The 26,921-nt window shown below is 54.1% G+C and carries 27 protein-coding genes; all 27 read left to right on the top strand.

The window, feature by feature from the left end; genetic code table 11:
• Positions 1–9: 9 nt before the first annotated feature.
• The 27 genes from mreB to BLT15_RS13600 all read left to right on the top strand — a co-directional run bounded on the left by mreB (position 10) and on the right by BLT15_RS13600 (position 26,799).
• Complete coding sequence (gene mreB, locus BLT15_RS01160; protein WP_089757851.1) at positions 10–1,053, top strand: rod shape-determining protein; 1,044 nt, start codon at positions 10–12, stop codon at positions 1,051–1,053.
• A gap of 33 nt (positions 1,054–1,086) precedes the next feature.
• Positions 1,087–2,979 carry a SpoIVB peptidase S55 domain-containing protein gene (locus BLT15_RS01155; protein WP_089757849.1) on the top strand — a complete coding sequence of 631 codons (1,893 nt, stop codon included), beginning with the start codon at positions 1,087–1,089 and terminating at the stop codon, positions 2,977–2,979.
• 60 nt (positions 2,980–3,039) lie between these two features.
• Positions 3,040–7,617 carry a translocation/assembly module TamB domain-containing protein gene (locus tag BLT15_RS01150; RefSeq protein ID WP_089757847.1) on the top strand — a complete coding sequence of 1,526 codons (4,578 nt, stop codon included), beginning with the start codon at positions 3,040–3,042 and terminating at the stop codon, positions 7,615–7,617.
• A 54-nt stretch (positions 7,618–7,671) separates the two neighbouring features.
• Entirely contained in the window at positions 7,672–9,279 is a 1,608-nt protein-coding gene (locus tag BLT15_RS01145) for a BamA/OMP85 family outer membrane protein (RefSeq protein ID WP_159429754.1), read from the top strand.
• A 79-nt stretch (positions 9,280–9,358) separates the two neighbouring features.
• Positions 9,359–9,883: an OmpH/Skp family outer membrane protein gene (locus tag BLT15_RS01140; RefSeq protein ID WP_089757844.1), complete on the top strand. Its 525-nt coding sequence runs from the start codon at positions 9,359–9,361 to the stop codon at positions 9,881–9,883.
• 29 nt (positions 9,884–9,912) lie between these two features.
• Positions 9,913–10,854, top strand: a complete 942-nt coding sequence (locus tag BLT15_RS01135; protein WP_089757842.1) for a hypothetical protein — start codon at positions 9,913–9,915, stop codon at positions 10,852–10,854.
• Positions 10,855–11,289 carry a hypothetical protein gene (locus BLT15_RS01130; protein ID WP_089757841.1) on the top strand — a complete coding sequence of 145 codons (435 nt, stop codon included), beginning with the start codon at positions 10,855–10,857 and terminating at the stop codon, positions 11,287–11,289.
• Complete coding sequence (lpxD, locus tag BLT15_RS01125; protein WP_159429753.1) at positions 11,279–12,376, top strand: UDP-3-O-(3-hydroxymyristoyl)glucosamine N-acyltransferase; 1,098 nt, start codon at positions 11,279–11,281, stop codon at positions 12,374–12,376. The genes BLT15_RS01130 and lpxD overlap by 11 nt, the downstream gene beginning before the upstream one ends.
• On the top strand, positions 12,357–13,244 hold the full coding sequence (gene lpxC, locus BLT15_RS01120; protein WP_089757837.1) for a UDP-3-O-acyl-N-acetylglucosamine deacetylase: 888 nt from the start codon (positions 12,357–12,359) through the stop codon (positions 13,242–13,244). Before lpxD ends, lpxC begins: the two co-directional genes overlap by 20 nt.
• Positions 13,245–13,336: 92 nt before the next feature.
• Positions 13,337–13,840, top strand: a complete 504-nt coding sequence (gene fabZ / locus BLT15_RS01115) for a 3-hydroxyacyl-ACP dehydratase FabZ (RefSeq protein WP_089757836.1) — start codon at positions 13,337–13,339, stop codon at positions 13,838–13,840.
• A 6-nt stretch (positions 13,841–13,846) separates the two neighbouring features.
• Positions 13,847–14,746 carry a DapH/DapD/GlmU-related protein gene (locus tag BLT15_RS01110; RefSeq protein WP_089757834.1) on the top strand — a complete coding sequence of 300 codons (900 nt, stop codon included), beginning with the start codon at positions 13,847–13,849 and terminating at the stop codon, positions 14,744–14,746.
• Positions 14,747–14,748: 2 nt separating this feature from the next.
• On the top strand, positions 14,749–15,567 hold the full coding sequence (locus tag BLT15_RS01105; protein WP_089757832.1) for an LpxI family protein: 819 nt from the start codon (positions 14,749–14,751) through the stop codon (positions 15,565–15,567).
• Positions 15,568–16,752 (top strand): lipid-A-disaccharide synthase, encoded by a 1,185-nt coding sequence (gene lpxB / locus BLT15_RS01100; RefSeq protein WP_089757830.1) that lies wholly within the window; start codon positions 15,568–15,570, stop codon positions 16,750–16,752.
• A 41-nt stretch (positions 16,753–16,793) separates the two neighbouring features.
• Positions 16,794–17,432, top strand: a complete 639-nt coding sequence (locus BLT15_RS01095; RefSeq protein ID WP_234985450.1) for an LptA/OstA family protein — start codon at positions 16,794–16,796, stop codon at positions 17,430–17,432.
• A complete protein-coding gene (locus BLT15_RS01090; protein ID WP_089757826.1) occupies positions 17,422–18,042 on the top strand; it encodes an LptA/OstA family protein in 621 nt (206 codons plus the stop codon). The genes BLT15_RS01095 and BLT15_RS01090 overlap by 11 nt, the downstream gene beginning before the upstream one ends.
• Positions 18,026–18,745, top strand: coding sequence for an LPS export ABC transporter ATP-binding protein (gene lptB, locus BLT15_RS01085; RefSeq protein WP_089757825.1), 720 nt, complete (start codon positions 18,026–18,028; stop codon positions 18,743–18,745). The genes BLT15_RS01090 and lptB overlap by 17 nt, the downstream gene beginning before the upstream one ends.
• 77 nt (positions 18,746–18,822) lie before the next feature.
• Entirely contained in the window at positions 18,823–19,920 is a 1,098-nt protein-coding gene (locus tag BLT15_RS01080) for an LptF/LptG family permease (protein ID WP_089757823.1), read from the top strand.
• Positions 19,921–19,929: 9 nt separating this feature from the next.
• The gene (locus BLT15_RS01075; protein WP_234985462.1) at positions 19,930–21,096 is read left to right on the top strand and encodes a DUF3084 domain-containing protein; all 1,167 of its coding nucleotides are present in this window, start codon (positions 19,930–19,932) and stop codon (positions 21,094–21,096) included.
• Positions 21,089–21,490, top strand: coding sequence for a RuvC family protein (locus tag BLT15_RS01070; RefSeq protein ID WP_089757820.1), 402 nt, complete (start codon positions 21,089–21,091; stop codon positions 21,488–21,490). The genes BLT15_RS01075 and BLT15_RS01070 overlap by 8 nt, the downstream gene beginning before the upstream one ends.
• Before the next feature lie 491 nt (positions 21,491–21,981).
• Complete coding sequence (locus BLT15_RS01065; protein WP_089757819.1) at positions 21,982–23,685, top strand: S-layer homology domain-containing protein; 1,704 nt, start codon at positions 21,982–21,984, stop codon at positions 23,683–23,685.
• A gap of 196 nt (positions 23,686–23,881) precedes the next feature.
• Positions 23,882–24,115, top strand: a complete 234-nt coding sequence (locus tag BLT15_RS13480) for a hypothetical protein (protein WP_234985465.1) — start codon at positions 23,882–23,884, stop codon at positions 24,113–24,115.
• Positions 24,012–24,545, top strand: coding sequence for a tyrosine-type recombinase/integrase (locus BLT15_RS01060; protein ID WP_234985461.1), 534 nt, complete (start codon positions 24,012–24,014; stop codon positions 24,543–24,545). Before BLT15_RS13480 ends, BLT15_RS01060 begins: the two co-directional genes overlap by 104 nt.
• Before the next feature lie 444 nt (positions 24,546–24,989).
• Positions 24,990–25,454 (top strand): hypothetical protein, encoded by a 465-nt coding sequence (locus BLT15_RS01050; protein ID WP_089757813.1) that lies wholly within the window; start codon positions 24,990–24,992, stop codon positions 25,452–25,454.
• Between the two features lie 177 nt (positions 25,455–25,631).
• Positions 25,632–26,078 (top strand): hypothetical protein, encoded by a 447-nt coding sequence (locus tag BLT15_RS01045; protein WP_089757812.1) that lies wholly within the window; start codon positions 25,632–25,634, stop codon positions 26,076–26,078.
• A 1-nt stretch (position 26,079) separates the two neighbouring features.
• A complete protein-coding gene (locus BLT15_RS01040) occupies positions 26,080–26,376 on the top strand; it encodes a DUF2958 domain-containing protein (protein ID WP_089758084.1) in 297 nt (98 codons plus the stop codon).
• A 123-nt stretch (positions 26,377–26,499) separates the two neighbouring features.
• Positions 26,500–26,649, top strand: coding sequence for a hypothetical protein (locus BLT15_RS13160; protein ID WP_159429752.1), 150 nt, complete (start codon positions 26,500–26,502; stop codon positions 26,647–26,649).
• A gap of 24 nt (positions 26,650–26,673) precedes the next feature.
• Entirely contained in the window at positions 26,674–26,799 is a 126-nt protein-coding gene (locus tag BLT15_RS13600; protein ID WP_268762208.1) for a hypothetical protein, read from the top strand.
• Positions 26,800–26,921 lie beyond the last annotated feature (122 nt).

Below are 26,921 nucleotides of genomic sequence, written 5' to 3'. Positions count from 1 at the left end.
TAGCTGAGTATGTTTGGTCTTAATTTTTCATCAAAAGTTGGAATAGACCTCGGCACCGCCAATGTGTTAGTGTATAAAAAAGGAGAGGGCATAGTTCTGCAGGAACCCTCGGTGGTAGCCATCGATGAGAACAAAAATAAGCCGCTGGCTGTCGGCGAGGAAGCCCGGCGCATGCTGGGCCGCACCCCCGGCAATATAGTTTCTACCCGACCTCTGAAAAACGGTGTTATAGCTGATTTTGAGGTGACGGAGATAATGTTAAAGCGCTTTATTTCCAAAGTCACCAAAAGGCGTCCTTTCTTCAAACCGGAGATAATGGTCTGCATTCCGGTGGGAATAACCGAAGTGGAGCGCCGGGCGGTGGAAGAAGCCACCAGCCAGGTAGGTGCCAGCAAGACCTATCTTATCGAGGAGGCGCTGGCGGCGGCTATCGGCGCAGGTCTGCCCGTGGCTGAACCGAGCGGCAGCATGATCATAGATATCGGAGGAGGAACTTCCGAGATTGCAGTCATTTCACTGGGCGGCATCGTTGTAAGCGAGTCGCTCAGGCTGGGAGGAGACACCCTGGATGAAGATATAGTGCGTTTTGTTCGCGAGAATTATAACATGGTTATCGGTACTTCCACCGCTGAAGAGCTGAAATTCGAGATCGGCAGCGCTTTGATCGAAGAGGACGAAGAGGAGAAAACTTACGAAATCAGAGGTCGAGACCTCATGTCAGGTCTTCCCCAAAATCAGATTATCAGAGCAGGTGAGCTTCAGAAGGCAATGGCCGAGACGATAGAATCTATAGTCGAGGCAGTTCGCAGCGTGCTCGAGCGGACTCCACCGGAACTCTCTTCAGATATCATGGATCGCGGTGTTCTGATGACCGGCGGGGGCTCGCTGCTCGACAATATGGAAAAGCTTCTTTCTGAAGAAACAGGAGTGCCGGTCTGTCGGGCTGAGGACCCTCTGACCTGCGTGGCCCGGGGGACAGGTCAGGCTCTGGAGGAGATGGACGAGCTCCAGGATATAATCTTTGAAAAGGAGAAAAAGTCTTACCAGCAATAATCTGTCATTCACAAGAAATGAGGTTGGATATTTTTGACCGAAAAAAAATTGAGTTATCGCATAACCTTTGTTCTGTTGATTACAGGATTATTGATAATGCTGACCGGTTTTATCGCAGCAGATACCGCTCAGGCCGATGAAATTATTCCGGAAGAGGAAATTATGTCTCTGAATGATATCGAGCCGGGTATGGAGGGAACTGGTCTTACCGTTTTTTCCGGTGTGGAAGTTGATGAGTTTGATTTTGAGGTGATCGATGTTCTGCCGGATTATCAGCAGGGACAGGATCTTATCCTGGTCTACCTTTCCGGCGAAAAGATAGAGGAAGCCGGCGGTGTCGCCTCCGGCATGAGCGGCAGTCCTCTTTATGTAGATGATAGAATTATAGGAGCTATATCCTACGGCTGGGCTGAGTCTGATAGCCGCTATGCTCTGGCCACTCCCGTCGAGCCGATGCTGGAGCTTCTGGCCGATGAGGAAGCAGATCCGGGAAGCGGAATGGAAGAGCTGCCCGAGATGAAAACCCCGCTTATCACCGCGGGTTTATCCGGCCGCAGCCAGGAAAGGCTGGAGGCCGATCTGGAAGATTTTTTTATGACCGATTTCGAAGTTGTACCTGGATCTGATGAACCGCGCATGGAACCCGAGGAGTATCCCGAGCTGGAGCCAGGCAGCGCCATCTCGGTCAAACTGGCCCGCGGAGACGTGACTATCGCCAGCATCGGCACCATGACATATCGCCAGGATGATGAAATTCTGGCCATGGGACATCCCTTCACCCACCGGGGTAATGTGGATTTCTTTCTGGGACAGGCCCATATAAGTTCGATTATACCGGGCGATATGCCTTTCAAGCTAGGTTCTCCACTCCCCCAGCCGATAGGGAGAATCGATCAGGATAGACTGGCTGGAATCAGCGGCGGCATCGACCATTATCCCGATATTGTCCCTCTCAATATAGAGGTCGAAGATGAGGATAGAGAAGTTAAAAACAGTATAGATGTGCAGATTATAGATGATGAAGATCTGCTTATAAGCCTGCCGGGATTGATTTCGCTGGAAACTCTCGATAGCACACTGGACCGCATCGGTCGAGGAACAGCTGAAACTACCGTGCGGGTTATGGCCAACGAACTGCAGGAAGTGGTACTGCGTCGGGACAACATGTACTACAGTCAGCATGACATAGCCGCCCGCAGCCTGGAAGATCTGCAGGTCATTATGGATATAATCAGCAACAATCCTTTCCAGGATGCCGGTCTATTTGACATCGAGTACTCTGTGACCGTAAGAGAAGAGGACCAGGTAGCACTGCTGCAGGAGGCCGAGATAAAAGAGGATGAAGCTGAGATAAAACCCGGTGATGAACTGGACATCAGCGTTAAGCTGCGCCCCTATCGTCAGGAAAAGAAAGAGCTGGAATATACCATAGAACTACCCGATGATATCAATCCCGGTCCTGCCAGTTTATCTATTAGCGGCGGTCCCACCCGCGATTACAGACCGGTCGATACCGATGAATTTGCCGATGAAGATCTTTCGGCTTCTGTTGAGGGGTTTACAGATCTGGAGCCTATGCTTTTAGAATTTGTCGAACTTCCTCAGTACAATGACCTGGTTATGGAGGTTTATCCCGGTTATCCCGGTATTCCTCACTGGGAGGAAGAAGAAGATGTTGAAGAAGAACCGGAGCCGGAAGAAAGACCTGCTCCCGATGAAGAAGAGGAGCCGGAAGAGGAACCCGAACAGGAGGAGATAACTCCGGAAGAGGTGGACGAGGAAGAGCGGATCAGAGAGGTTGAATCCACCGATTATGTATTAGAAGGAGAGCTGTATATAGACTTTACAATTTCCGATGATAATTCCCGGGAGGTTGAGGACGACGAGCTGCCCGAGGAGGACGATGACAACGGTGAAAGCAGATAAATTCGGCCTCCTCCGGAATTAATACCTGGCCGGGTAGTTAATTAAGGGAGGCCCCGAATTATGAGCTGGAAAAAAGTTATTATTTTGCTGCTGTTATTGGCGGCGGCTGTGGGCATTCCTTATTTCTCCTATCTGGACGGGCAGCTGGATCATCTGGGCCGGCAGATAACTGCCGGTCTGGAAAGGCGGCTGCTGGCTGAAATAAGTTATGAGGAGGTCAGCCTGCTGCCCCTCAACCGCATCAATGTCAGTGATCTGGATATAGAGGCAGACAATTATAGTTTATCGGTGCCTGAGCTGGAAATTTATTATGATTTAAGCCGGTTTTTATCCCGGCTTTATGAAGAAAGGCTGGAAGTAGAACTTGTGCCGGCTTTTATTGACAACCTGGAGGTAATAACCGCCAGTCAGCCGGAGGTGAAGATAAGAGATCCTGAAGGCGAGATTCTGCAGCTGGAAGATGATGAAGATGATATCGAGGATCTGGATCTGCACCCTGATCAAATCTGGAATGCCCTTCCCTCTCTGCCTGCAGGGGCCGAGATGGTAATCAGTGAGGCCAGTGTGAGCTATCAGGAAGGGAATAGTTCTTTCGAAGCAGACGATCTGCGGCTGGAGTATTACAGTCCAGCGAGGAACGAGATGGAGGCTGCTTTTTCCGGTGATATCAGCATATCAGGACTGCAGCATCCGCGTTTTAAACCGGATAATTTTGAGATTGCAGAGCTGGAAATGTCGACCTATCTTGTAAATAACAGCTGGCAGCTCGATGGCCAGCTGAGAATACCGGATGTTTCTGGTCTGGTGGATCCGCTTATCGAAGAGAGACTGGAGTCAGCCGGACATGCTGGTAGAGCAGTCTTTGATGTCGGGGATTTCTCCGAAAAGATAGAGCTTTCTCTTTCGGGCAGCGGTTCGGATCTGAGCAGGCTGCAGGTAGAGGGAGAAGGAGGGGCTGAGAAAATTGGTTATTTCCCGGCGGAAACTCCCGGAGAGATCGATAAAGTTCTCACAGCTGCGGACAGCAGCTGGCGCTGGAGTTATGACAGTGAACTCGATAGATTTCTGCTGCCTGAGCTGGATTTTTCTCTGGCCGGGGGAGAATTCTCCGGACAGGGTTTTCTCGATAGCGGCGATCCGCTCGAGGATTTTTCTTTTGATCTGAGCGGGCACGATCTCGACTGGGAGCAGTTTATTTCAGCTCTTCCCGACGGATTTTCTGTTGACGATGAATTTGAGAAGATGGATATTGCAGATTTTTCCCCCGGGCGGGGCTCGCTCGAAATGGCGGCTGTCTCCGACGGGGGTGGGCCGGAACTGGAAATAGATGTCAAAGCTCCGAATATGGAGATGGGTGAGGAAGTTCTGGCCGGCGGACTCGGCCTGAGCTGGCGCCAGGGAGAACCTGTTTTTTACAGCGCTGACCTTGATTTTACTGATCACCGGCCGGCCGGACTAAGGCTCGAGGGGAGTTTGGCCGGTTCGGATGAAACCCTGCTTGAACTTTTGCCCGACCTTTCCGGATCAGATCTTATTTATGATTTTTCTCTGGTCGGCCGGGATATCGAAGCTGAAATGCTGGCGGGAACTCTTCCCGGATTGCCGGAGAAAGCAGGCCCGGAAAGCTGGCCTGAATCGGGTCGGCTTGACTTTTCCGCTGAGGGTTCAGGCCGGGGTATAACTGCCGAAAATCTTCAGGTTGGCCTCGAAGCCGATCTGCGCGAGCTATCAGCTGCCGGTCTGACTGCGATCGATCTTTCCACCGAAATCTGGTACGGTGATGGCCTGCTGGAGATAGGTAGTTTCAGTTTCGAAGGGGAAGTGGGTGCTGTAAAGGCGGCCGGCAGCTTTGATCTGGCCGATGAAATGCTTGACATCAGCTTTGATACTGATGAGATAGATCTGGACGAACTGGCCTCCCGGATAAAAATGACTGCCGAAGAATTGGGCCATGAAATCGATAGACCGGAATTGACCGGCAGGGCAGATCTGGCCGGCAGCGTTAAGGGAAATATTTCTGCTCCGGAAGTTGAGGCTGTGCTGGACGTGCCCGCAGCTGAAATTTACGGTGCCGATGTCCGCCAGGGCGGCGGCGAACTTTATTTTGATGGGGAGAGCAGGGTTTTGAAAATCGAGAACGCTGTATATGATAGCCGCGAAGCTGAGGTCTTCGGGGGAGGTGCGATAGATTTCAGTGCCGGGGTTCCGGATCTCGATCTGAGCCTGGATGTCGACAATATGAGCTATGAATATATTAATGATCTCTTCGAGATAGCGCTGCCGCTGGAAGGCTGGGCCAGCGGCACGGTCGATATAGTCGGGCCTGTCGATGATCTGGAGGTCATACCGAAAGCCCGCTCAGAGAGCACCGTCTTCTCTCCCGATTTTGCCCCCGATATAGAGATAGAATTTCTCGATGCCAGTGCTGATATGTACTGGCGCACAGGCGAACCGTATCAAATAAAAGAGCTTACTATGGAGAGAGATTCAGCCGAGTTCACTCTGGCCGGTTCTTTTGAGGAGGAAGTTTTTAACGCGAGTTATAGTGTTTCCGATTACCAGCTGGCCAATCTTTCCCGGCATCTTCCCGAATTCGAACAGGATTTATCCGGTATCGGTCATGCCCGGGGTAAAGCTTCCGGCAGTTATACTGATCCGGCTTACGATATCGATTTTGAACTCGCCGAACTCATCTGGCAGAATCATGAACTGGGTGAGTTGAGCGGTAAAGCGCAATATCAGGACGATGCGCTTTTCGTTGAGAGAGGAGATTGGCTGCCCGGTTCTGGCAGGATCCGGCTGTCCGGTCGGGTCGATAACCTCCTGGACGAGCCCGACCTCGATATCGATATGAGCGCTGAAGATCTGCGCCTGGATCATTACCTGGCCGAAATGGGTTACGATCTTGAGATGGAGCTTCCCTATTACGTCTCCGGGCAGGCCTCGATCGAGGGTATCTATACCCGGCCGAATACTGATGTCGACCTTCAGCTGGCGGCTGAGGATGAAACCTGGGGCCGGATCAATCTCACGGGTACCATCACCGATAGTTTTGATCTGGAACTGACCAGCAGCGATATCAGGCTGGAAAGGCTAGCGGAATTTATGCCGGAAGGGTACGACCAGCTGGAAGGCGAGGTCGAGCTGGCGGGAAGTTTGGAAGGTCCGCTGGAAGCTTTTGAAGCCGAACTGAGCACCGAAATTGCCGGGTTTGCTATCAATGATTATCGTATCAATGAGGTTAAGGGGCTGGCCCGGCTGGATGAAGATCTGATCCTGGAGCTTGATCAGGAATTCATCACCTCCGCCGGCGACAGGCTCGAACTGGAGGCGCTGGTCCCTCTGGCCGAGGAAATTGAGGAGGCGCGTTTTGATCTGGAAGCAGAGGACTTTCCATTTGCCGTCACTGACGAGTTTCTGCCCGGTCTTAATGCTCTCAAAGGAGAATTTCGAGGCCGGATTTCCGGCCGGGGAGATTTAGAGGAGCCCGAGCTCGATGGCTCACTTGAGATCGACCTGGATGAGCTTTCTCTGCCTGATCAGCGCCCGATCAGCGGTCGGTTTGGGCTGGATTTTTCCGGTTCTTCCGTGGAATTGATGGATCTATCGGCCGAGATGGATGGAGGGGAGATAGATGGAAGCGGCCGTCTAAATCTTTTTAGCGCTGAAGATTTCTGGAATCTCAGCTTTCAGCTCGATGAGATTCCGCTGGCCTACCAGGAGAGCACTGCTGATTTTAGCGGCGATGTAAATATCGCCGGCAGCCGTCCTGAACCGCTGATAACCGGCGAGTTGAGATTTGATAATATGGAGGCTGTGCTGCCCGAAGAGGAGCTGGAGGTGGCCGCTGATGCAGGTGAGGCCGATCCGGGCAGATTTCAGCCAGAGCTCGAGATCACCATAGAAACGGGCGAGAACAATTATGCCCGGCACGAAAATGCCGAACTCAGGATTCAGGAGGGGAGCTTACTTCTGACCTACCGCGAGCAATTCGCGCTCGATGGCAGCATAGATGCCGGCGACGGCTGGGCCTTTGTTTATAATAATCGTTTTACAATCCAGGACGCCGGGGCCGAATTTTCTTCGGCCCGCGGAGTAGTGCCCAGAGTCAGGGCCCGGGCAGAAACGCGCATTGAGGATAACAATATAACAGTTACTATCGATGGAACCCCTGATAATATCAGCACCACCTTCAGTTCGGTTCCTGAGATGACAGAAGAGGAGATCTTAACCCTTTTGGCCCGCCGCGGCGGGGTCGGTGGTCTGCTGGAAGAGGATGAACGCTCGCTTGGCGGTCTGATCCAGCGGGAGGCTTTCCGCTGGATTAGCGAAACTCTGCATACCAGCCTGCTCGATTGGCAGCGCAGCATCCGCGAGAGACTGGACCTTGACACCTTAGAGGTGAGGACCTATGAGCTGGGATGGGACGAAGAGGTCACCCTGTTTGTCGGTCATAATGTCAGCGACAGGCTTTATATAGAGACCGAGACTGAATTTAATACCGACGAGCGCGAGACAGAACTCAAGCTGGATTATGCGCTGACCGACCGGATATCACTCAGCACCAGATTGCTCGATATGAGTCTTGATGGCTGGGATGGTGCTTCTATCGGACTGGAGATGGGCTTTGACTTTTAAACTGGTTTTGTTGATGAAGCGATGATAACTGTTCATTTTTTGAGGAGGATAAAGATGAGAAATAAGCTGACGGCGGCAGTGGTGACTATCGTCTTAATACTCTCTTTCACCGCTGCTGTTCAGGGCCAGGAGAGAGTTGCTGAAATCGTCATAGAGGGAAATGAAAATATTTCTGAGGAAACAATACGGGCCGAAATAACCACCGAACCCGGCGATGAATACGACCGCGAAAAACTGCGTGAGGATATGGAAAGAGTTTATGAGCTGGGTTATTTCGAGGACGTTAACATCAGTTTTTCGACCGGGGCTGAAGGCCTTGTGGCTTTCTTTCGGGTACATGAGTTTCCAGTAATCACGGAGGTCGATATATCCGGTCTGGAAGAAATATACAGCCAGGAAGAAATTCTTTCGGTGCTAAATGTGGAAAAGGATGAAGTCTTAAACGTCGAAAGGCTCAATCAGGGGCTGCAGGATCTGGCCTTCCGCTTTCAGGATGACGGTTATGTTCTGGCCCGGGTGGAGGAGGTCGATTTTACTCCGGACGGTCGTTTTATCGTCAGGGGCAATCCCGGCTATCTGAACGAGATCGTTCTCGAGGGCAACGAAAAAACCCGCGATTATGTTATCATGCGCGAGCTGGAAAATCTCGAGCAGGGAGAGCCTATCAATCAAAGACAGATCGAACAGGCCACCCAGCGACTTTTCCGGCTGGAATACTTCGAGGAGCTTTATCCCGATCTGCGTATGATCGATGAACAGGCCAACAAAGCGGATCTGGCCCTGGAGATGGAAGAAGCCGACACCGGCAGATTAAATTTTGGAGCGGGCTATCACTCCGAGGACGGCTGGTTCGGTTTTGTTGATGCCGAGGAGACCAACCTGCGCGGCCGCGGTCAGAATTTAGGTTTTGAATGGCGCTTTGGCGACGAAACGCGATACAATCTTCACTTCGAAGAACCCCGCCTTTACGGAACTGAGCTGGGCTTTGGCATCGAGATTTACGATGAGGAGCGCATAGATACCCAGGTGCGCGGCGTGGAGACTTATTTCGAACATCCTCTGACCGATACCTGGCGCGGCGGACTGGGCTTGATGTACAGCCGCGACATAGATGAGAGGGTTTCTACCCGCAGCGTGACCAATTATGTACAGCGAGATACCCGCAATCATCCCATCGATCCCGACTCGGGCACCATGAACAGGTTTTCCATCGAGACCGCTGGCTATGTGCTGGGCGGCGACGATGATTATTTCAAAGCCCGGGCTGATAATCGCACCTATCACGAGGGGTTTGCCGATGACCATTCGATAGCACTTCGCGGAGAGGTCGGCATCAGCAATACCGATGTGCCTCTGCACGAGGAGTTCATCATCGGCGGTCCGGACACTCTGAGAGGATATTCGCGCAAACGCGGCGATAATATGGCGCTTTTTAATGCCGAATATCGTTTCGGCATAACCGACACCGTGCAGGGAGCTGCCTTTTATGATTACGGCGACGTCTGGGATGACGATGAATCGACCCCTCACTTTTTTGATCTGCAGCGCGGCACCGGTCTGGGAGTGAGACTGGCGACGCCGATTGGCCATATACGTCTGGATTATGGTTTCGATGACGACTGGTCCGGCACACCTCATATAGGTTTTGGTCAGGCCTTTTAAGATTGAACAGCAGCTCAATATGCCGGGCGGCGGAAAAAAGCGATAAAAATATTGAACATATTTAAAAGGAGGATGACAGTTGAGCCAGCGCAGATACATTTTATATTTGACAGCGGCAGTACTTATAGTAGGTCTTGGAGCAGGACTGTTATTTTCGGAGGCAGCGCTCGAAGCCGGCGATGAAAATCCGGATCTGACCGGCAGAATAGCTTTTGTCGATGTCGAGGTTGTTTTTGAAGAGCATCCGGAACGTCAGGAAGCTGAGGAACAGCTGAATGTTGAGGCTGAAGAACTGCAGGCCGAGCTCGAGGCTGAAGCTCAGGAGCTCGAGCAGGGCGATCAGGAAGAGCTGCTGCGCGAATATCAGCAGAAGCTGAGTCAGCGCGAGGAGGAACTTATTTCCGGGGTGCTCGCCGATATAGAAGATATAATTACCGATCTGGCCCAGGAAAAAGGGCTCGAGGTCGTGCTGGAAGGAGAAAATGTGCTCTACGGCGGCTATGATCTCACCCCCGCAGTGATGGATGAGATCGAAGAATTATATGAGAGTGATGAGGGCGATGAAACTGAAGTCGAGGAGGATGAGGAAGAAGAGGTTGACTGATAACCTGCAGATCGAGGAGGAGAAGTCCGGTGGAGATTTTTACTAAAGTGGTCAAATATGCTCTTTTTTCCCTGGTGCTGGCGGTTATAGCCGGGGGAGTTATGCTGGGAGCGGTTTATCTGCAGAGCACAGCTGTCGAGATCGAACGTCCGGAACGCCGGATTTCTCCGGAAGGAGCGCATGGGGATACCGGTGAGCTGGCCCGCCGGCTGGCCGAAGAAACTCCGGAAATTCATTATAGAGATATGCTGGAAGCTTATCGCAGCCAGAGCGGCGCTCGGCTGCAGGGGACGGCGGCAAATTTTGAAAAGTTTGGAGCTGACCGCCAGGATGTGATGGAAAGAGGCCAGGAGAGAAGGCTGGCCGGTCTCGAGCATCGACTCGAGCGGGAATTTGAAAATTACAGTCAGGAGCGTCTGGCGGAAGCCGAGGCCGAAATAGCCGCAAGAGAAAGGGAGATGGAACAGGAGATAGAGGAACTCCAGCGGGAGATACGCGACAGAGAGATCGGTATGCTGGATGAGGTTCGCCAGGAGGCCAGAGAGGAATACAGAACGGAGCTTTTGAGCCTGAACGTTAAGCTCAGAGCCATGGATCTTTCTGAGGAGAGGCGTGAAGAGCTTGAGAGCCGTCTGGAGGAGATCGAAACTGATATTTCCTCTCAGGTCGAGCAGGTTGAAGCTCAGCTGGAGAGCCGAATGCAGCAGGAACAGCTCAGACGCAGCGGGCGCAAGATTCAGGAATTCAACAGTTTTCGCCGGTTTACCCTGGCCAGGGCGGAGACGGATATTGAAAATCGCCGTCGGGATAAGGTCGAAAGGCTGGAGAAAGTTTCCGGTGAGCTGGCGGCGGAACTGGAGGCGGAAATAAACCGGCTGGAAGAATACTTTACCCATCAGCTGGAACAGCTGGAGGAGCATTATCAAAATATTTATGGAATTCAACTGCAGGCGGAAGGGGAGCAGCGATAGATGATGAAATTGACCGCTTTGATAACAGCTCTGCTGCTTTTGCTGGCAGCGGGGGGCTGTGAGAGGCCGCCTGAATACCGGGTGGCTCAGATCGATCTGGAAGAACTGATAGAGACTGCTGAGCCCGCCGAAGAGCTGCAGAGACAGCTGGAAGAACGCAGCGGTGAGTATGAAGAATATTATCAGCAGCTCGACCGGGGCGAACCTGAAACAGAAGAACAGCGGATAGCTTACATACGCTATCAAAAAGAGTATGAGGAGATTCAAAAGCAGCTGGACAGGAGGATCGAGGCTGCAATAGATGAGATGGAAAATTCGGGCGAGTTCGATGCGGTGGTGACCGCTGAAGCAGCCCACAGAGTTAGTGATGATATTACCGCCGAGGTGGCCGAAAAGATGGAGAAGCTGGCTGAGGAGGGAGAATATGAAGAGTGAGCAGGATTTGACCGCGGCCAGAATTGCTGAAAAAGTTGGGGGCGAGCTCAAAACAGATCCCGGGTTGACGATAAACAGGTTGAAGGGTGCGGCTGCGGTCGATGAAGACTGTCTAACCTACGTGCAGAATCGGGATTATATGGAGATGGCCCGGGAGGCTGAGGCAGGACTGGTTCTGATTCAGCCCGAACTTTATCGGGAACTGGAGGAAAAACCCCCGGCCATACTCGTCGATAATCCCCGTCTGGCCTATGCTAAAGCCTATGAACTTATGCCCGATGATCGTTATCACCAGCCCGGCATCGCCGGAGATGCCTGCGTGGATTCCCGCGTCGAGGCGGGTGAAGGGGTATCGGTTCATCCCGGCGCCGTAATAAGGGGTCCGGTAAAGATCGGCAGCGGCAGCAGGATTGCGCCCGGCTGTATTCTGGTCGGACAGCTGGAGCTGGGCGAGAATTGTCTGCTGCATCCGGGAGTCCGGGTTATGGGGGAGGTAATGATAGGTGATAGGGTCGAGATTCAGTCCGGAGCTGTAATAGGCAGCGATGGTTTTGGTTATGCCAGCGGAGATAAAAAACATTATCCGCTGCCCCAGCAGGGCCGGGTGGTTATTGAGGAGGATGTGGAGATAGGGGCTCTAACCGCCGTGGACCGCGCGGCCGAAGAGGAGACCAGAATAGGAGCAGGCAGCAAGATCGACAATCTGGTGCAGATATCTCACAACGTCGAGATAGGTCCGGCCACTCTAATTGCTGGACAGAGCGGAATTGCAGGCAGCAGCACCCTCGGACGGAGCTGCACTCTGGCCGGACAGGTGGGAGTGGAGGACCATCTGGAGATAGGAGATGAGATAACCCTTACCGGCAAGGCCAAGGTGAGCAAAGATCTGCAGGGGCCGGGGATATACTCCGGCATACCTGTCCAGAACCACAGGGAATATCTCAAGCTGGAGGCTCAGCTGCGCCGGGTGCCTCAATTGAAGAACAGGGTCGAGAAGCTGAGCAGCGAGGTTGAAGAATTGAAAAACACTCTCTCTGAATACAAGAAAGAGCAAATGGGGGTAGAAAATGGCCGCCACCGGAAATAAAAAAGTCGAGGCTGAATTGATATATCCGCGCAGACAGACCACCATCACCTCCGCGGTTGAATTGAGTGGCCGGGGTCTGCACACCGGTAAAGATTGTCATCTGCGGCTGAAGCCGGCGCCGGCTGATACCGGTGTGCTCTTTCGCCGGATCGATCTGGAGGGAAGGCCGGTAATTTCAGCTGCAGCCGATAACGTTCATGATTGTCGGCGCTCTCTTGTACTGGGGAGGGAGGATAAACCGCTGGTCCGGACCGTTGAACATCTGCTTTCGGCCTGCGCCGGCCTCTTTCTGGATAATCTGGTCGTGGAGATGACAGGACCCGAGATTCCTGCCTGTGACGGCAGCGCGGAACCTCTGGCCCGGATGATGGCAGAGAGCGGCAGCAGGAAGCTGGATGCGCCTCTGGAGGTTTTGCAGCTCAAAGAGGAAATATGCTTTCAGAATGGCGATGTTTCTCTGACTGCTCTCCCGTCGGAGGATAAAGAAGTCAGTTTTTCCTATCAGCTGGATTACGGCGACAGACCGCCCGGACGTGAGAGGTGTAGTTTTAACCTCACCGGGGATGATTATCTCGAGGAACTGGCGCCGGCCCGAACCTATGTCCTGAAGTGCGAGATCGCAGAGCTCAAAAAGGCGGGGCTGGCCCGGGGCGGCAGCCGCGATAATGCTGTAATTTTCGGTCCGGAGGGGGCGGAGGGCAGACTGCGTTTTCCCGATGAAGCCTGCCGTCATAAGCTTTTAGATCTTATCGGAGATCTCTTTTTAGCCGGTCCGGTAAGAGCCCATTTTTCCGCAGTAAAAAGCGGTCACAGTTCCAACCAGAGGCTGGCCCGGGTTCTGGTCGGCATCAGAGATAGTTTAAAATAAATATAAATTGGACTCAACCTGAGTTTCGAAAAATTTCGAGTATCAATTTGCTTTATATCTTCCAGCAATTATTATAAGGAGGCATATTTTAAATGAGCGACAAGGAGAAAAACGACAGAGCACAGGAGGATGAAACAGCAGATTCCTCCGGTACAGGCCGGCATGAGATTGGAGATATAAAGGGGCTTTTGCCTCACAGGTATCCCTTTTTGCTGATAGACAGGATAGAAAAATGTCAGCCGGAAGAATTTGTGCGCGCCCGAAAAAATGTGACTATTAACGAGGAATTCTTTCAGGGCCATTTTCCCCAGCAGCCGGTTATGCCCGGGGTTTTGATAGTGGAATCGATGGCTCAGGCCGGAGGTTTTCTCCTCTATCAGAGCGCCCCTGAAGAGAGCGACAGCATAGCCTATTTTGCCGGTATCAATTCAGCCAAGTTTCGGCGGCAGGTGGTGCCGGGAGATACTCTCATTCTGGAAGTCGAGATGCTGCGTCTGCGCTCCTCGCTGGGCAAAGTAGCAGCTGAGGCCCGGGTGGAAGGTGAACTGGCCGCCGAAGCCGAGCTCACCTTCGCCACCCGCCGGCCCCAGGGGTGAGCGATTTTGGCCGATATTGAAATTCATCCCACAGCCAGTGTAGCTGATAAAGCCGAGCTGGGTGCCGGCTGCTGGATAGGTCCAGAGGCCAGAATAGGCCCCGAGGTAAAGCTGGGCCATGATTGCTTTGTCGGAGCCCGGGCCGAGCTCACCGCCGATATCCGGCTTGGTTCGGGCTGCCGGGTGGAAAGCGGAGCCATTCTCACGGATTCCTGCCGCTATCACCGCTTTTTCGACGAGAGACCTTACTCTTCCGGTAAGATCCGTATGGGTGAGGATAATATCATCAGAGAATATGTTCAGATAACAGCCGACAGCGCACCCGTGAAGGCTGATGAGCAGGTGATCAAGCAGGAAGGGAAAGTCTCAGCCGGCGATGAAAATTTCATCATGGCCTATGCGGTATTAAAACCGGGGGTCAGCCTGGGCTCGCAGGTAAAAATAGCCAATGCCACCACAGTACGCCCCGGGGCCCGCATAGATACGTCGGCTTTTGTGGCCGGCATGTCGGTTATAGATTCCGGGGTGAAAGCGGGCAGGCTGGCCATGCTGGGCGGACATTCTCATTTTCAAAGTGATGTGCCCCCCTTTTTGCTGGCCGACGGGATACCGGCCCGCGTGCACAGTCTCAATGCCGTAGGGCTGAGGCGTGATGGCATAAAGAAAAATGAATTCAGCGAGCTGAAGACAATATTTAAGGCGCTTTTTCGGAAAAACAGAGGCGAAAATGAAAAATCCCGGAAATCCGATCCCCGGCGGAGCGGTGCGGCTGCCCGCCGGCGAAAATTCAGGCGGCAGTTAAAGGAACTTAAATCCCGCAGCTGGACCGGAGACCGGCCCGGTGAGCTTTTGGACTTTATTTGTGAGAGTCAGGAAATATGTCCCGGTCAGAGTGAGGAGGAATAAAGATGACCAGAACTGCGCTGATAGCCGGCGGAGATAAACTGCCGGAGATCTGGCTTGAGCGCGCCCAAAAGGCAGGACTAGAGGTGGTAGCCTACCGCATTCATCAGGAGGCAACTCCGCCCCTGGAAAAAGCCGAGAGAGTGCGCGATATAGAACTGGGCAGACTGGGAGATCTGCTGGATTTGATGGACGAGGACAATATAGAAGATGTAATTATGCTGGGCAAAGTTTATAAAGAAAGATTATATGAGGATATAGAACTCGACGAGGAAATGCAGCTGCTTTTAGCCGGTCTGCCCGATTACGAGGATGAAACCATCCTGGAGGGTATAGCCGGAAAGCTGGAGGATTACGGTTATAGGCTTCTGCCTCAGGATTTATATATGGATTTTGAAAGGCCAAAGATCGGTCTTTTGGCCGGGGATGAGAGTCAGCATGAAGGCCTGGAGAAGGATTTTGCCCGGGGGATGGAACTGGCTCAAAGGATGGCCGGCCTGGAAATAGGTCAGACGGTTTTGCTCAGGGATGGAGCCGTGCTGGCTGTGGAAGCGGCTGAAGGCACCGATAAGACCATCAAGAGAGCCGGCCGGCTGGGGGGAGCGGGAGCGATTATGGCCAAAGCAGCCCGCCCCGAGCAGGATGATCGCCTCGATATCCCGGCCGTCGGACCCAAAACGATAGAGCTTCTGGCCGAAATTGAGGCGGCCGGGCTGGTGATCGAGGCCGGCGGCGTGATGATTATAGAAAAGGAAGAATTCCTCAGGAAAGCTGAAAAGAGCGGCATAGCTGTGCAGTCCCGGAGAAAGGAGGATATCGATTAGGTGCAGGAACTGATGATAGTGGCCGGTGAGCCCTCCGGCGATATGCATGCGGCCCGGGTGGCAAAAAAAATAAGGAACAGAGTTTCGCCGCTGCGGATAAGCGGGATGGGCGGCAGAGAGTTAGCCCGCCTGGGGCAGAAGCAGGTGGTGAAGACCGAAGGCGAAAATAGCTTCGGCCTGGCCGGGGCTATTGCCGGTCTGCCCGGCCATTTGAGCCGGGCTCACAGGCTTTTGCAAGCGGCCGAAGAAAATGAACCCCGGGCGGCTTTATTGGTCGATTATTCCGGCTTTAATATGTATCTAGCCCGGGGGCTGCGCCGGAGAGATATTCCGGCCGTCCATTATATCCCTCCCTCCGCCTGGAGCTGGGGACGGTGGCGGGCCCGTTGGCTGGCCCGTCAGCAGGTCAAAGTGGCTGCTATATTTCCGCAGGAGTACGAGGTCTATAAAAAAGTTGGGGCCGATGTGGAATACGTGGGTCATCCTCTGCGGGATGAGATTACTTCTGCCTATGATCACCGCCGCTGCCGGGATCAGCTGGAGGAGGTCATCAAAAATAAAGGACGGCCCCGGCTTAAATCCGGCGAGAAAGTTCTGGCTCTTCTGCCCGGTTCCCGAAAAAGAGAGATAGACAGCCTGCTGGAGCCGATGCTGGCAGCCGCCCGCAGACTTCAGGATGATCATTATCTGCGGCCGGTGGTGGCTGTTCGCTCCGAGGACAGCAATCTGGTCCGGGAAAGATTGAATGACTCTCTCACCGACGAGGTGGAGATAATCGCCGGTCATACCCGCCGGGTGATGGGGGCTGCCGATCTGGGCATTATCTCCTCAGGCACCGCCACACTGGAGGCGGCTCTGATAGGATGTCCTCAGCTGGTCGTTTATCGGGCTGATCGGATCACAGCGGCGGCGGCCCGGATTTTGCTGCGCACCGATCACGTGAGCCTGCCGAACATCATTCTCGGACGCGAGGTTGTGCCCGAGCTGGTGCAAAAAGAGGTCAGCGATGATACAATATATGAAAGGGCCGGAAAGCTGCTGCTGGATGATCAGGCCAACTTTGCCCAGCAGCAGGGCTACCGGGAGGTTAGAGAGAAGGTAGGATCGCCCGGGGCCGCTGAGAGAGCGGCCGAACTGGTCATAAAGACGGGCGGATTTCCTGCCTCCTTCACCGGAGAGGAATGATAAATGTGCTGTCAGCTCTGTCCGGAAAAATTTTTCGGATTTTGATAATATCGCTGACTTTTCTGCTCCTGATGACGGCTTTAACCGGCTGTACCGATCCCGATCAGCCGGAAGAAGTAGACCCGGATCTGGATGAGGAGATAGATCGGGAGCGAGAAGCCGAGGAGCTGATCGAGGAGCCCGGCGAGGCCATCCGCGATGGACTTTTAACGCTTTACAGCGACGATGGGGATACCCATTATCTGGTCGAATCGGAGCAGGCTGTGCGCCGGCAGGAGCTTCAGGAGGTTACCTTCGAGCCCGTTTTCGTTTCCGCCTTCAGCGATCCGGAGGAGGAACCGCCCGCAGATGAAGATTTTGAACCCGAACGAGAACCGGATTATACCATGGAAGGCGAGTTTGGCCGTTACGATATTCCGGCCGGCGAGCTCATTATTCCCGGTCCCAGCACCATTCTCTCCGAAAGGCTGCGCTTTGAAACTCACGATGCGGTCTGGCGGCAGCGGGATGATGTGATCAGCTCGGAGAGGCCGACAGAGATATTTGGGCCCGATTTTATCGCTTACGGCCAGGGTTTTACCGCCCCCGGCGACCTGGAAAGCATAAGACTTTACGGGGATGAGGATGAGCCCGCCCGCGTCCGCTGGCTGGATGAGGAGGAAAAAGAAAATGAAAACTAAATTTTCGCTGGTTTTTGCGCTGACGATACTGACAATTTTTGTTTTGGTGGCGGCCGGTTCTGGCCCGATCTCTGCTCAGACCTACCGCGATCTGGAGGGCGATGAAATTTATATAACCACTCTGGAGGAGGGTGAATATCTGATCGAGGCCCGGGGTAATGCCCGTCTTTACAGCGAGGGGCTGGAAGTGACCGGGGCCGAGGCCGATCTTAATTCGCTTACCGGCGAGGTCATTTTTCGCGAAAATGTGGAATTCGACTCGGCCGAACTTTTCGTCTCCTCCCGGCATATGATCTATTATATCGATGAGGAACGGGCTGTTTTTACCGGCGATCCCGATCTGGAATATATCGATCTTTATGCGGAGGCTGAGGAGATCGAATACATGATGGGTGAGAACATGGCCTATCTTTACGGCGGCGTTGAAGGAACCCGGGCCCGGGATGAATTCGAGGCTGATGAAGTTGAGGTGGATTTAGCGGAGGAAAAAGTCGACCTTCTGGGCCAGGCCCGGGTGCGCATGCTCGATGAGGAAGAATCCGGTGTGAACGAAGAGGAAAACGGAGACGAAGAAAACGGAGGCGAAGAGCAGAATGACGCTCAGAACTGACAGCGTGGTCAAAACCTACGGCAGTCTGCGCGCGGTTGATGAAGTGGATCTCGAGGTCAATAGAGGCGAGATAGTCGGTCTTCTGGGGCCGAATGGGGCTGGCAAAACCACTACCTTTTATATGATAGTAGGACAGATAAGTCCCGACAGCGGCCGTATCTTTCTCGATGAGGAGGATATCACCAGGCTGCCGATGTATAAAAGAGCCCGCCAGGGCATCGGTTATCTGGCCCAGGAAGCTTCGGTTTTCCGCAAAATGAGTGTGCGCAAAAATTTATTGACCATTCTCGAGGGTCAGGATATGAGCGAAGAGGAGAGGAAAAAAAGAGCCGATGAGCTGCTGGAGGAGTTCAGCATCGAGCGGATAGCCGGCCGTCAGGGCTATCAGCTTTCCGGCGGCGAAAGGCGCCGGGTCGAAATTGCCCGGGCTCTGACCACCGACCCCTCTTTTATCCTGCTGGATGAGCCTTTTTCTGGAGTCGACCCGATCGCGGTCAATGAGATACAGGACATAATCCAGTATCTCAAGGAGAAGGGGCTGGGCGTTTTGGTGACCGATCACAGCGTGCGGGAAACTCTCGATACCACCGATAGAGCCTATATCATGCACGAGGGCGAGATTTTGCTCTCGGGCTCGGCCGATGAGGTGGCCGACAGCAAAGAGGCCCGCGAATTCTATCTGGGCGAGAGATTTAAGATGTAAGCTGCGGGGAATTGTCGGCGGCGGATGATTTAAGATATGGATTTCGATATGGTATAATAAAGTTGAGAGGTGCGTTTATGAAGATTTACTTTCGCTATATACTGCTGGAACTGATAAAGCCCTTTATATTCGGGGTGACAGCCTTTACCGCCATCTTTGTGGGAACCGATATTCTCTTTCGGCTGGCCGATCTTTACGCCAGCTGGGATATCGGTTTTCTGCGGCTTATCGAACTCTTTATGCTGTCGCTACCTCAGATTATCGTCTATACATTTCCCATGGCGGCTCTTCTTTCCACCATATTAGGTTACAGCCGGCTTACCGGCGATAACGAGATTATAGCGCTGAGGGCCGGAGGTTTTAGCATCACCCGGCTGGTGGTGCCGGCCCTGCTCATAGGACTCACGGCCAGTCTGGGGGCAATCGCCATCAATGAATACGTGGTGCCCCGGGCCAATTATCGCTATGCCCGGCATGTGCACAGAATCGAAACGGGAGAGGAGCTGCCGAGAAGCCAGAGCGATTTTTTTCTGACGCCGCTGGATCCCGATCACGACGGCCCGGACTTCGTTCTCTATGCCAGCTATTTTAACGCCGATACCGGCGAGATGACGGGTGTGATTCTGCAGGAATTTCAGGAAGGACGTCCGCACTCTTTAATCGAGGCTGAAAGCGCTATCTGGCGGAATGAGGACTGGCATTTTCACAGGGGCCGCATGTTTGAGCTGCGGCCGGGCGAGAGGATTCCTCAGCTGGATTTTGATGAATACGTGATTAAGGCTGATATCGGCGATCCTGAGGCCATGGCCGAGCTGGATAGAGATCCGGACGAGATGAACCAGCGCGAGCTAGCCGCTCATATCGAGGCGCTCAGAGCTCAGGGGGATGAGGCTTTAGAGGAGAGGGTGCTCTGGCATCAAAATTTTGCCATTCCCTTTGCCAGCTTTATCTTTACGCTTATGGCCGCCCCGCTGGGCTTAAGGCAGCACCGCGGCGGGAGCTCGGCCACCGGTATGGGCTTGAGCGTGATCATCATCTTCATATATTACGGCATGATGACGCTGGGCGATGCCCTGGGAAGCCAGGGAACTCTGCCGCCCTGGCTGGGAGCCTGGTGGCAGAATCTGATCTTTCTTTTCCTGGGGCTGATCATGCTTTACAGAGCCAGAAAGTAGGTGATTGATATGTATGCTTTTGTGCTGGTGATAATGCTGATTTTGCTGTCGGGTATGATCGCTTACATCGGCGATCAGCTCGGCATGAAGATCGGCAAAAAACGCATATCCATTTTCGGGCTCAGGCCCCGCTATTCCTCGATCATCATTACGGTGGTGACCGGGATGGTCATCGCCACCCTGTCGGTGGTAATTCTGCTCTCGGTCTATTCCGGACTGCGGCAGGCGCTTTTCAACATCAACGAGGTCATGGAGCGGCTCGAGCAGCTCGATACCGAGCTTGAGCGCCGGACTGCGGAGGTCGAAGAGATGGAAGAACAGCGCGATGAACTGCAGGGTCGGCTCGATGAATTGAGAGACGAACGGGATGAGCTGCAGGTGATGGTCGATGATTTGAGCGGCGAGCGCTACGAGCTGGAGAATAGAATCGAGGAGCTGAACGAAGAGCTGGCCGCAGTGAGCGAGGAACTGGACGAGGCCCGGGATCAGCTGGCCTATTTCCGGGATGAGGATATCGTCTTCCGCCGCGGTGAGATAATCTATTCCGCTGTGATAGAGGGCGGGCGCAGTGAGGACGAGATTATAGCCGATATCAATGACTTTTTGGCCCAGGCCAATGCGGCTGCTTCCGAACGGCCGATCGAGCTCGATGACGATACCGGTATGGCGCTGCATCTGCAGACCGAGGATATTCTGCATGCCGCCCAGCTGCTCTATAATTTAGAGCGGGGCGAGCGGATGATAATCAGTCTGGCGGCCCGGGTCAATGTGCCCCGGCATGATAAACTGCGGGCTGATCTGCATCTTAACAGGAATTTTGTGGTCTACGATGAAGGAGAAAGCATAGCCGATCGGACCATAGATGCCGACAGCAGCACCTCCGAGATAGATGATGAATTGAGAGAGCTCCTGGCCGAGGTGAATTATCATGCTTCCCAGGAGGGAATTCTGCAGAATATCGACGGCACCGTCGGCAGCCTGGATTTTGTCAACTTCTATCAGCTGGTCAGCGATATACAGGAGTATGAAGGAGAGGTAAGCGTCAAAGTTGAAGCCAGCGAGGAGATCTGGCGCAGTGATCGTTTGAGCGATAACATTACCTTTTCCATCGAGGCGGCTTCGGGAGAGGAAGAGGCCGCCCGGATAGAATTTTCCGGAGATGAAGAGGATGTCTGACATTATTGCGCTCGATCCCGGCCGGGAGAAGGTGGGAGCTGCCGTTTTAACCGGAAAGGGAGAGGTCTGCGAGATGACCATCATTTCCCGGGATGAGGCAGCAGCCGGCACCGGGAAACTGGTGGAAGAATATCATCCCCGGCATCTGGTCATTGGCAGCGGCACCGGCTCCCGGCGCTTGGCCGAGGAGCTTTTGCCGGGACTTTCGGAAGACATCGAGCTGCATTTTGTGGAGGAAAAAAACAGCACCCGAGAGGCTCAAAAGCTATATTTTAAAGAGGAAGGCGGCTTTTTTTTGCAGTTTATATCCCGGTTTATCGGCTGGAGAACTTCCCGCCCGCTGGATGATTATGCGGCTGTGATTTTGGGCCGCAGATTTCTCGAGAATGAATAGTGTCAGCTTTATAAAATCCACCCTTAACAAATTTCGATTCCTGTGTTATAATTAATGTTGAAATCTGAATGGAAAAATAGATTCGGTAAATTCCGAAAAATAGGATAAATTTGAGCGGAGTTGCAGGAATTATTCAGCGATGCTATAATACTAATAGTGTAGAGCTTGAAAAGGTAGCTACATAATTTGCGAGCGAGAAGGATAATTTGTTCGAACTGTGCCAGTGGGTGCAGTATGACAATGACAAAATTCTTATCATCTCAAACCTAAACTGCGGCGGAAAGGAGGTGAACCCCCGAAGCTGCGGAGGTAACTGAGATGATAGGTTCTATTAGGCTGCTCGCTTAGAAGCAGGGGAAGTATGCGATGAGGAAACGAGGAAACTCATCTCCAGCCTTCCCCAACTGGTAGATGAGCAGCCGGGTAGAATACATTCAAACGATCAAATCTAATAAAAGACTAATTTAATCGAATCAAGGGGGATTTAATTAATGAGAAAGTTAACAGTAGCAATTGCTCTGGTACTGGTACTGGCAGTAGCTGCTCCTGCAGTTCAGGCCCAGATGGAAGATGTAGACGAAGATCACTGGGCATATGAAGCAGTTGAACAGTTAGTTGCCGCCGGTGTCGTAGAAGGTTATCCGGATGGCGAGTTCAAAGGCGAACAGACCATGACCCGTTACGAAATGGCAATGATGGTTGGCAGAGCTCTGGATAACATCAACGAAGATATCGCAGCTCTGGAAGCAGACGTTGCTGATCTCGAAGACGGCCTTACCGCCGCTCAGGCAGCAGACGTCACTGAAATAGTACAGGAAATGATCGCCGAAGAGATGCCCGCTGCAGACGAAGGGCTCACCGAACAGCAGGCTGAAGAGGTAACTGAAATAGTTGCCGCTCTGACTGCTGAATTTGAAGAAGAGCTCGACGAGATGGAAGCAGAGATCGGCGCACTCGAATATACTCTGGAAACTGAAACCGATGCTCTTTGGGCCGAAACCGAAGGCATCTATGAGACTCTTGACAGCTTAGAAGCAAGAGTCGAAGAGCTCGAGGAGGAGGACGAGCAGTACGAGGGCGCTCTGACCATGGAGCTCGATACTATAGTTCAGAGGCTCTCTCCCGAGACCACCAGTCAAGGGACCGACTTCACGCTCACCTTCGACCATACTCACTATATCACCGACGGTTTCGAGGCGTACGTAGAGTGGACTCCCGATAGCACGGACCACACTGGCTTCGCCGAGGGCGACGTGCTGGACCTCACCTTCAGCGAGGAGCTGCACGGGATACCCGGAGTACAGTTCAGGGCATTCCACGACAGCATAGAATCCTACGGCGCGCAGGTGCTCGACCTGCACAGGGACGCCCATCTCGAGGCCACCCTGGACGCCGCCGACGAGCTAGACGTGTCGCTGGGTCTCGACGTGGACTACGTCTTCCAGAACGAACTGGATGATGGACTCCACGACGAGCAGTACGGCCGCATGGCCCACCTCGGACTTGAGGGTTCTGTAGACATTGTTGACTACGGCGTCGACGTCGTCGACGGAGAGGGCGCTGAAGATAGCAGCGAATTTCTCTTAGATGAAGATGAGTATGACTTCTTGGCCTACGAGGTAAATGTCGGCGTTGAAGACGTAGTGGAGAACTTCGACTTCGACGTTGCCTATTACGCTTATGATGATGAACATGATGGTGATTATGACGAAGATTACGACGGTTTCGAGGCTAACCTGGCCTACGACATAGAGGACACCAGGTTCGACGTCGGATTAGGCTATGCCAACGTAGAGGCCGGTTTCTGGGCGTTTTCCGACGAGACTCCCACCGACCATCCTTACGGCGCCCTGCAGGACGGTTATGTTGACGGCGATGGCGCCGAGAAGATATACGGCGAGCTCGGCGTGGAGGACATTGCCGGTTTTGATCACACCTTCCTGGTCGAGTACTGGGACACCGATGGTGACGTGTCACCTACAGGTGACAGCACTGATGACATGCTTCTAGAATGGTTTGCTGAGAGGGACATCGGTGAGGACACGGTACTCGAAATGACTCTTTGGAGTTATCAGTACGATGAGGATATACTTGATGACGAAGGTGAATTTGATCTTGCGGCTGCTCCTAATGCCGAGGAAGACAGTGTAATAGACTTTGAGCTCTATCTCGAGCACGAGCTCTACAGCTGGTAAGGAACGGCTAATTAGCTGAAGACACAATGGGGCCCGATACTCTGGCCTCGTTCGGATAGAGAGCGGATCGGTAGGCCCCCGGCCGCCGGGAGAGCGTTGTGCCCGGCGCCGGGGGCCTTTCCGCGTTTTTAGGGGCCGGGGCGCGGATGCGCTCGGGATTGGCGGGTACGCGCCCGTAAGGACAGAAGGTACGAAGATGCGCTCGGAAAAGCCAAGAAAAGCGAGCTCTGGGGCGAAAGCCCAGAAAAACGAGGTTCCGGAGGTGATGCGAGATCAGACCGAAGAAGCTGCCGAACGTGCTCACGGGGGAGGAGCAGGAGGCACTCCTGGAGCAGCCGAACCCCCGCTGGCCCACGGGCGAGAGGAACCTGGCGCTTTTAAGGCTCATGCTGGGCGCCGGGCTCAGGCTCTCGGAGACTACGGGGCTTAAGTGGAAAAGAGTCGACCTGAGGACCGGCAGGATCGAAGTGCGGGAGGGCAAGGGCGGCAAGGACAGGATGCTCTGGTGCGGCGACGGCGCGCTGGATGCCCTCCGCTCCTGGCGCCAGCGGCAGACAGAGGAGGCCGGGAGGGAGCTAGAGCACGCCTTCACGGCCATGTCCGGCGGCGCGCTGGGCAACCCGCTCGACAACCGCTACGCCCAGGAGATGGTGAAGAGGTACGCGGAGAAGGCCGGGATCGAGAAGCGGGTGACGCCGCACACCCTGAGGCACACCTTCGCCACCGATCTCCTGAACGAGACGGGCAACGTGCGCATGGTCCAGAAGGCGCTGGGCCACGCCAGGCTATCCTCTACCATGATCTACACGCACGTGGCCGACGCCGATCTGGAGGAGGCGCTCAAAGGGCTCAGGAGCTGAGCTCCTCCTTCCGCCCAGCATGGCGAAAGCGCCGGCACCGGCGGCAAAGCCCGGGGGACGCTGCACGAAGGCTTTCCCCCAGCACCGAGAGTGGCGGCATCGGCTGCACCGGCTGCAGGGACTCTCGCCCTTCTTTCTGCAATCCTACCCTTTTCTCCTCTCTCCCCAGTGTGGTTGCATTGGCTGCAGCGGCTGCTCCGCCTGCAGAAAATTGTTCGTGCAGCAAACTGAGCCAGTGCAGCCACGCTCGGTAGAGAAAAAGCGGAGCTCCTGCCGCCATCTACGCCGGTGCCGCCGTCCGTGGGGGAGAATTGTGGAACCGAAGAGAAAGACCAAAGCGTGCAACACAGAGGCCCGACCGCTTTCCGCAGCTTTCAGACTGCGGTCAGAGCGGTCGGGCCTTTTCTGCGTTTTTGCGGGAAACCAACGGGAGGTGAAGGGGAAATGAAATGGATCAGAACGATCGGGGATCTGGAAGAGCTGGAAGAGAAGGAGGACCTGCCCGGGGAGATGCTAAGCCAGATGCGCGGCCTGCTCGAGAGCATGCACGAGACCCACGGCGGCGAAGAAAACCTTGAGGACTTCGACCTCTGGTGGGGGACGGGGGGCCCGATGGCGCTGCTGACGGGCGAGGACTTCGACTCCGGTGGCTGCCTTGTGACCGGGGAGCTGGGATTGGACCCGGGGAGAAGGCTCTCGGAGAACTCCGCCGAATTTGTCGAGGAACACGAATCCTACGGGGGAAAGAAATTCTTCCGCCTGGCCTACGTTGTCGACAACGACAACTGCCTCACCGTCTTCCTCACCGGCGACGCGCCGGATGAGAAAACCGAGAGCTGGCTTGAGGAGAGGGCCCTTTTGGACGCTAAGAGCCTGGGGGAAGAAGCCCCGGGCGATGTGCCCTTCTGAACTTCGGGCCAGATACACGCGAGACTGCAGGACTTGAGAGATCCGGAATATTACCGAGAGAGGAGGCAAAACAGGGATCCTCAGAGGAAAGAGAAAACGCAAAAGGACTTCAAGCAAACCTCAGCCCAACTTTTAGCGGCTGGGGATTTTTGCATGTAAAAAAAGGAGCTGATGTGAATGGGAAAAGACTTGAAGAGCGGGTTCAGAACCGGCGTGATCCACAAAAGGTACGTCCCCTGGCTCTGGACCGAGGACCGCATCGACTTAGCCTGGGTTGAGCACGCGAAAAGCTGCTCCAAGGAGGCACACTCGGGCTGCCGGATAGGCAAAGGTCCCAGGCTCTATGGAGGCTGGGAACCTGCAGACGGAGGCTACAGACCCAGGGAGGATACAGATTACGCGCTAATCGCAAGGCCGGAAAGACAGACGCTGCAGGTGGTAAAGAGCAGGTTCGTCTTGAGCTGCGCCCAGACTAGCCCCTGCTACCCGGGCCAGGGCGACCTGGAAACGCCCGGCGAACTATTGGCCTTCTGCCCGCCGCCGGACCTGCTCGACGAGGACTGGCTGGCGGAGAACAGGGGAAGACTTAGGGAGGTGGGAGAGATTGCAGCTCCTGACGGGTGAGATGAGAGAAAGGCTGCCGACTCCTGAGGAAATTCGGGAAGAAGACGATCCCAAAGCGCTGGCAAAGTTCTTCCACCCCACGAGCGGCTGGTCGTGGTACGCCACGGCGTTCGACCCCGAGAGGGAGATCTTCCTGGGGCTTGTAGACGGCCAGTTCCTGGAGTACGGCACGTTCTCCCTGGCGGAGCTGGAAAAGGCTTCGGGCGCTCTGGGGCTGGGGGTAGAGCGCGACAGGTTCTTCGATCCCCTGCCCATCTCTAAACTTAGGGAGAAGCTCGAGAGGGGAGAGCACGTGTGAGCGCCGCCGCTGGGGAGTTCCTTAAGGAAGAGAAGCTTCTGCTGGCGGCGGAGGAGAACCTGAGGCGCAGCACCGAAGAGATGCTTGAGGGAGATCTCAGAGCGCTGGAGAGGGGGTGTCTAAATGGTGAAGCACCCCGAGCTCGTGTACCTGGTGGTCAAGCTGATCCTGATCCTGGGGCTTACCACCTTCGAGGCGGCGGAGAAGGTTTCTGAGGAGCACGACATTTCCTTCGACGAGATTTGGGCTAAAATACCGGAGAAGTTCAAATAGATCACACCAAAGAGGAGGGATCCGATGCTGAAGAAAGCCTGCCCGCAGTGCGGAGCGGAAAGCTTCTCGGCCGATGGGACAGGGGAGGACTGGGTTTGCCCCGAGTGCGGGAGCGACATCTCCGACGTGAAGGCGGAGAGACCGGAGTGAAGATTACTTCCCGCCTTGGGGAGGATCCGTCTCGCAGGGGTTCCCCCCTGCTTTTTTTTTTGGCTTCGGATCGAAGAGGAGTTTTTGCGTTTTTCTTTTCTCACCGGCTCTGGCATTTCCAA

Origin of the sequence: Halarsenatibacter silvermanii (assembly GCF_900103135.1) — a bacterium.
In the GTDB taxonomy this organism is placed as follows: Bacteria; Bacillota; Halanaerobiia; order Halanaerobiales; family Halarsenatibacteraceae; genus Halarsenatibacter; species Halarsenatibacter silvermanii.
This window is presented reverse-complemented; position numbering and strand designations above follow the sequence as displayed.

What these genes read in the sequence shown, in the direction of transcription:
- lpxC (WP_089757837.1), top strand. Translation starts at nt 12,357, where the DNA reads ATGGCCGCCACCGGAAATAAAAAAGTCGAGGCTGAATTGATATATCCG.
- BLT15_RS01050 (WP_089757813.1), top strand. Translation starts at nt 24,990, where the DNA reads ATGAAATGGATCAGAACGATCGGGGATCTGGAAGAGCTGGAAGAGAAG.
- BLT15_RS01040 (WP_089758084.1), top strand. Translation starts at nt 26,080, where the DNA reads ATGAGAGAAAGGCTGCCGACTCCTGAGGAAATTCGGGAAGAAGACGAT.
- BLT15_RS01065 (WP_089757819.1), top strand. Translation starts at nt 21,982, where the DNA reads ATGAGAAAGTTAACAGTAGCAATTGCTCTGGTACTGGTACTGGCAGTA.
- BLT15_RS01090 (WP_089757826.1), top strand. Translation starts at nt 17,422, where the DNA reads ATGAAAACTAAATTTTCGCTGGTTTTTGCGCTGACGATACTGACAATT.
- BLT15_RS13600 (WP_268762208.1), top strand. Translation starts at nt 26,674, where the DNA reads ATGCTGAAGAAAGCCTGCCCGCAGTGCGGAGCGGAAAGCTTCTCGGCC.
- BLT15_RS01130 (WP_089757841.1), top strand. Translation starts at nt 10,855, where the DNA reads ATGATGAAATTGACCGCTTTGATAACAGCTCTGCTGCTTTTGCTGGCA.
- BLT15_RS01105 (WP_089757832.1), top strand. Translation starts at nt 14,749, where the DNA reads ATGACCAGAACTGCGCTGATAGCCGGCGGAGATAAACTGCCGGAGATC.
- lptB (WP_089757825.1), top strand. Translation starts at nt 18,026, where the DNA reads ATGACGCTCAGAACTGACAGCGTGGTCAAAACCTACGGCAGTCTGCGC.
- BLT15_RS01070 (WP_089757820.1), top strand. Translation starts at nt 21,089, where the DNA reads ATGTCTGACATTATTGCGCTCGATCCCGGCCGGGAGAAGGTGGGAGCT.
- BLT15_RS01045 (WP_089757812.1), top strand. Translation starts at nt 25,632, where the DNA reads ATGGGAAAAGACTTGAAGAGCGGGTTCAGAACCGGCGTGATCCACAAA.
- fabZ (WP_089757836.1), top strand. Translation starts at nt 13,337, where the DNA reads ATGAGCGACAAGGAGAAAAACGACAGAGCACAGGAGGATGAAACAGCA.
- BLT15_RS01150 (WP_089757847.1), top strand. Translation starts at nt 3,040, where the DNA reads ATGAGCTGGAAAAAAGTTATTATTTTGCTGCTGTTATTGGCGGCGGCT.
- BLT15_RS01145 (WP_159429754.1), top strand. Translation starts at nt 7,672, where the DNA reads ATGAGAAATAAGCTGACGGCGGCAGTGGTGACTATCGTCTTAATACTC.
- BLT15_RS01080 (WP_089757823.1), top strand. Translation starts at nt 18,823, where the DNA reads ATGAAGATTTACTTTCGCTATATACTGCTGGAACTGATAAAGCCCTTT.
- BLT15_RS01075 (WP_234985462.1), top strand. Translation starts at nt 19,930, where the DNA reads ATGTATGCTTTTGTGCTGGTGATAATGCTGATTTTGCTGTCGGGTATG.
- BLT15_RS13480 (WP_234985465.1), top strand. Translation starts at nt 23,882, where the DNA reads ATGCGCTCGGAAAAGCCAAGAAAAGCGAGCTCTGGGGCGAAAGCCCAG.
- lpxD (WP_159429753.1), top strand. Translation starts at nt 11,279, where the DNA reads ATGAAGAGTGAGCAGGATTTGACCGCGGCCAGAATTGCTGAAAAAGTT.
- BLT15_RS13160 (WP_159429752.1), top strand. Translation starts at nt 26,500, where the DNA reads ATGGTGAAGCACCCCGAGCTCGTGTACCTGGTGGTCAAGCTGATCCTG.
- mreB (WP_089757851.1), top strand. Translation starts at nt 10, where the DNA reads ATGTTTGGTCTTAATTTTTCATCAAAAGTTGGAATAGACCTCGGCACC.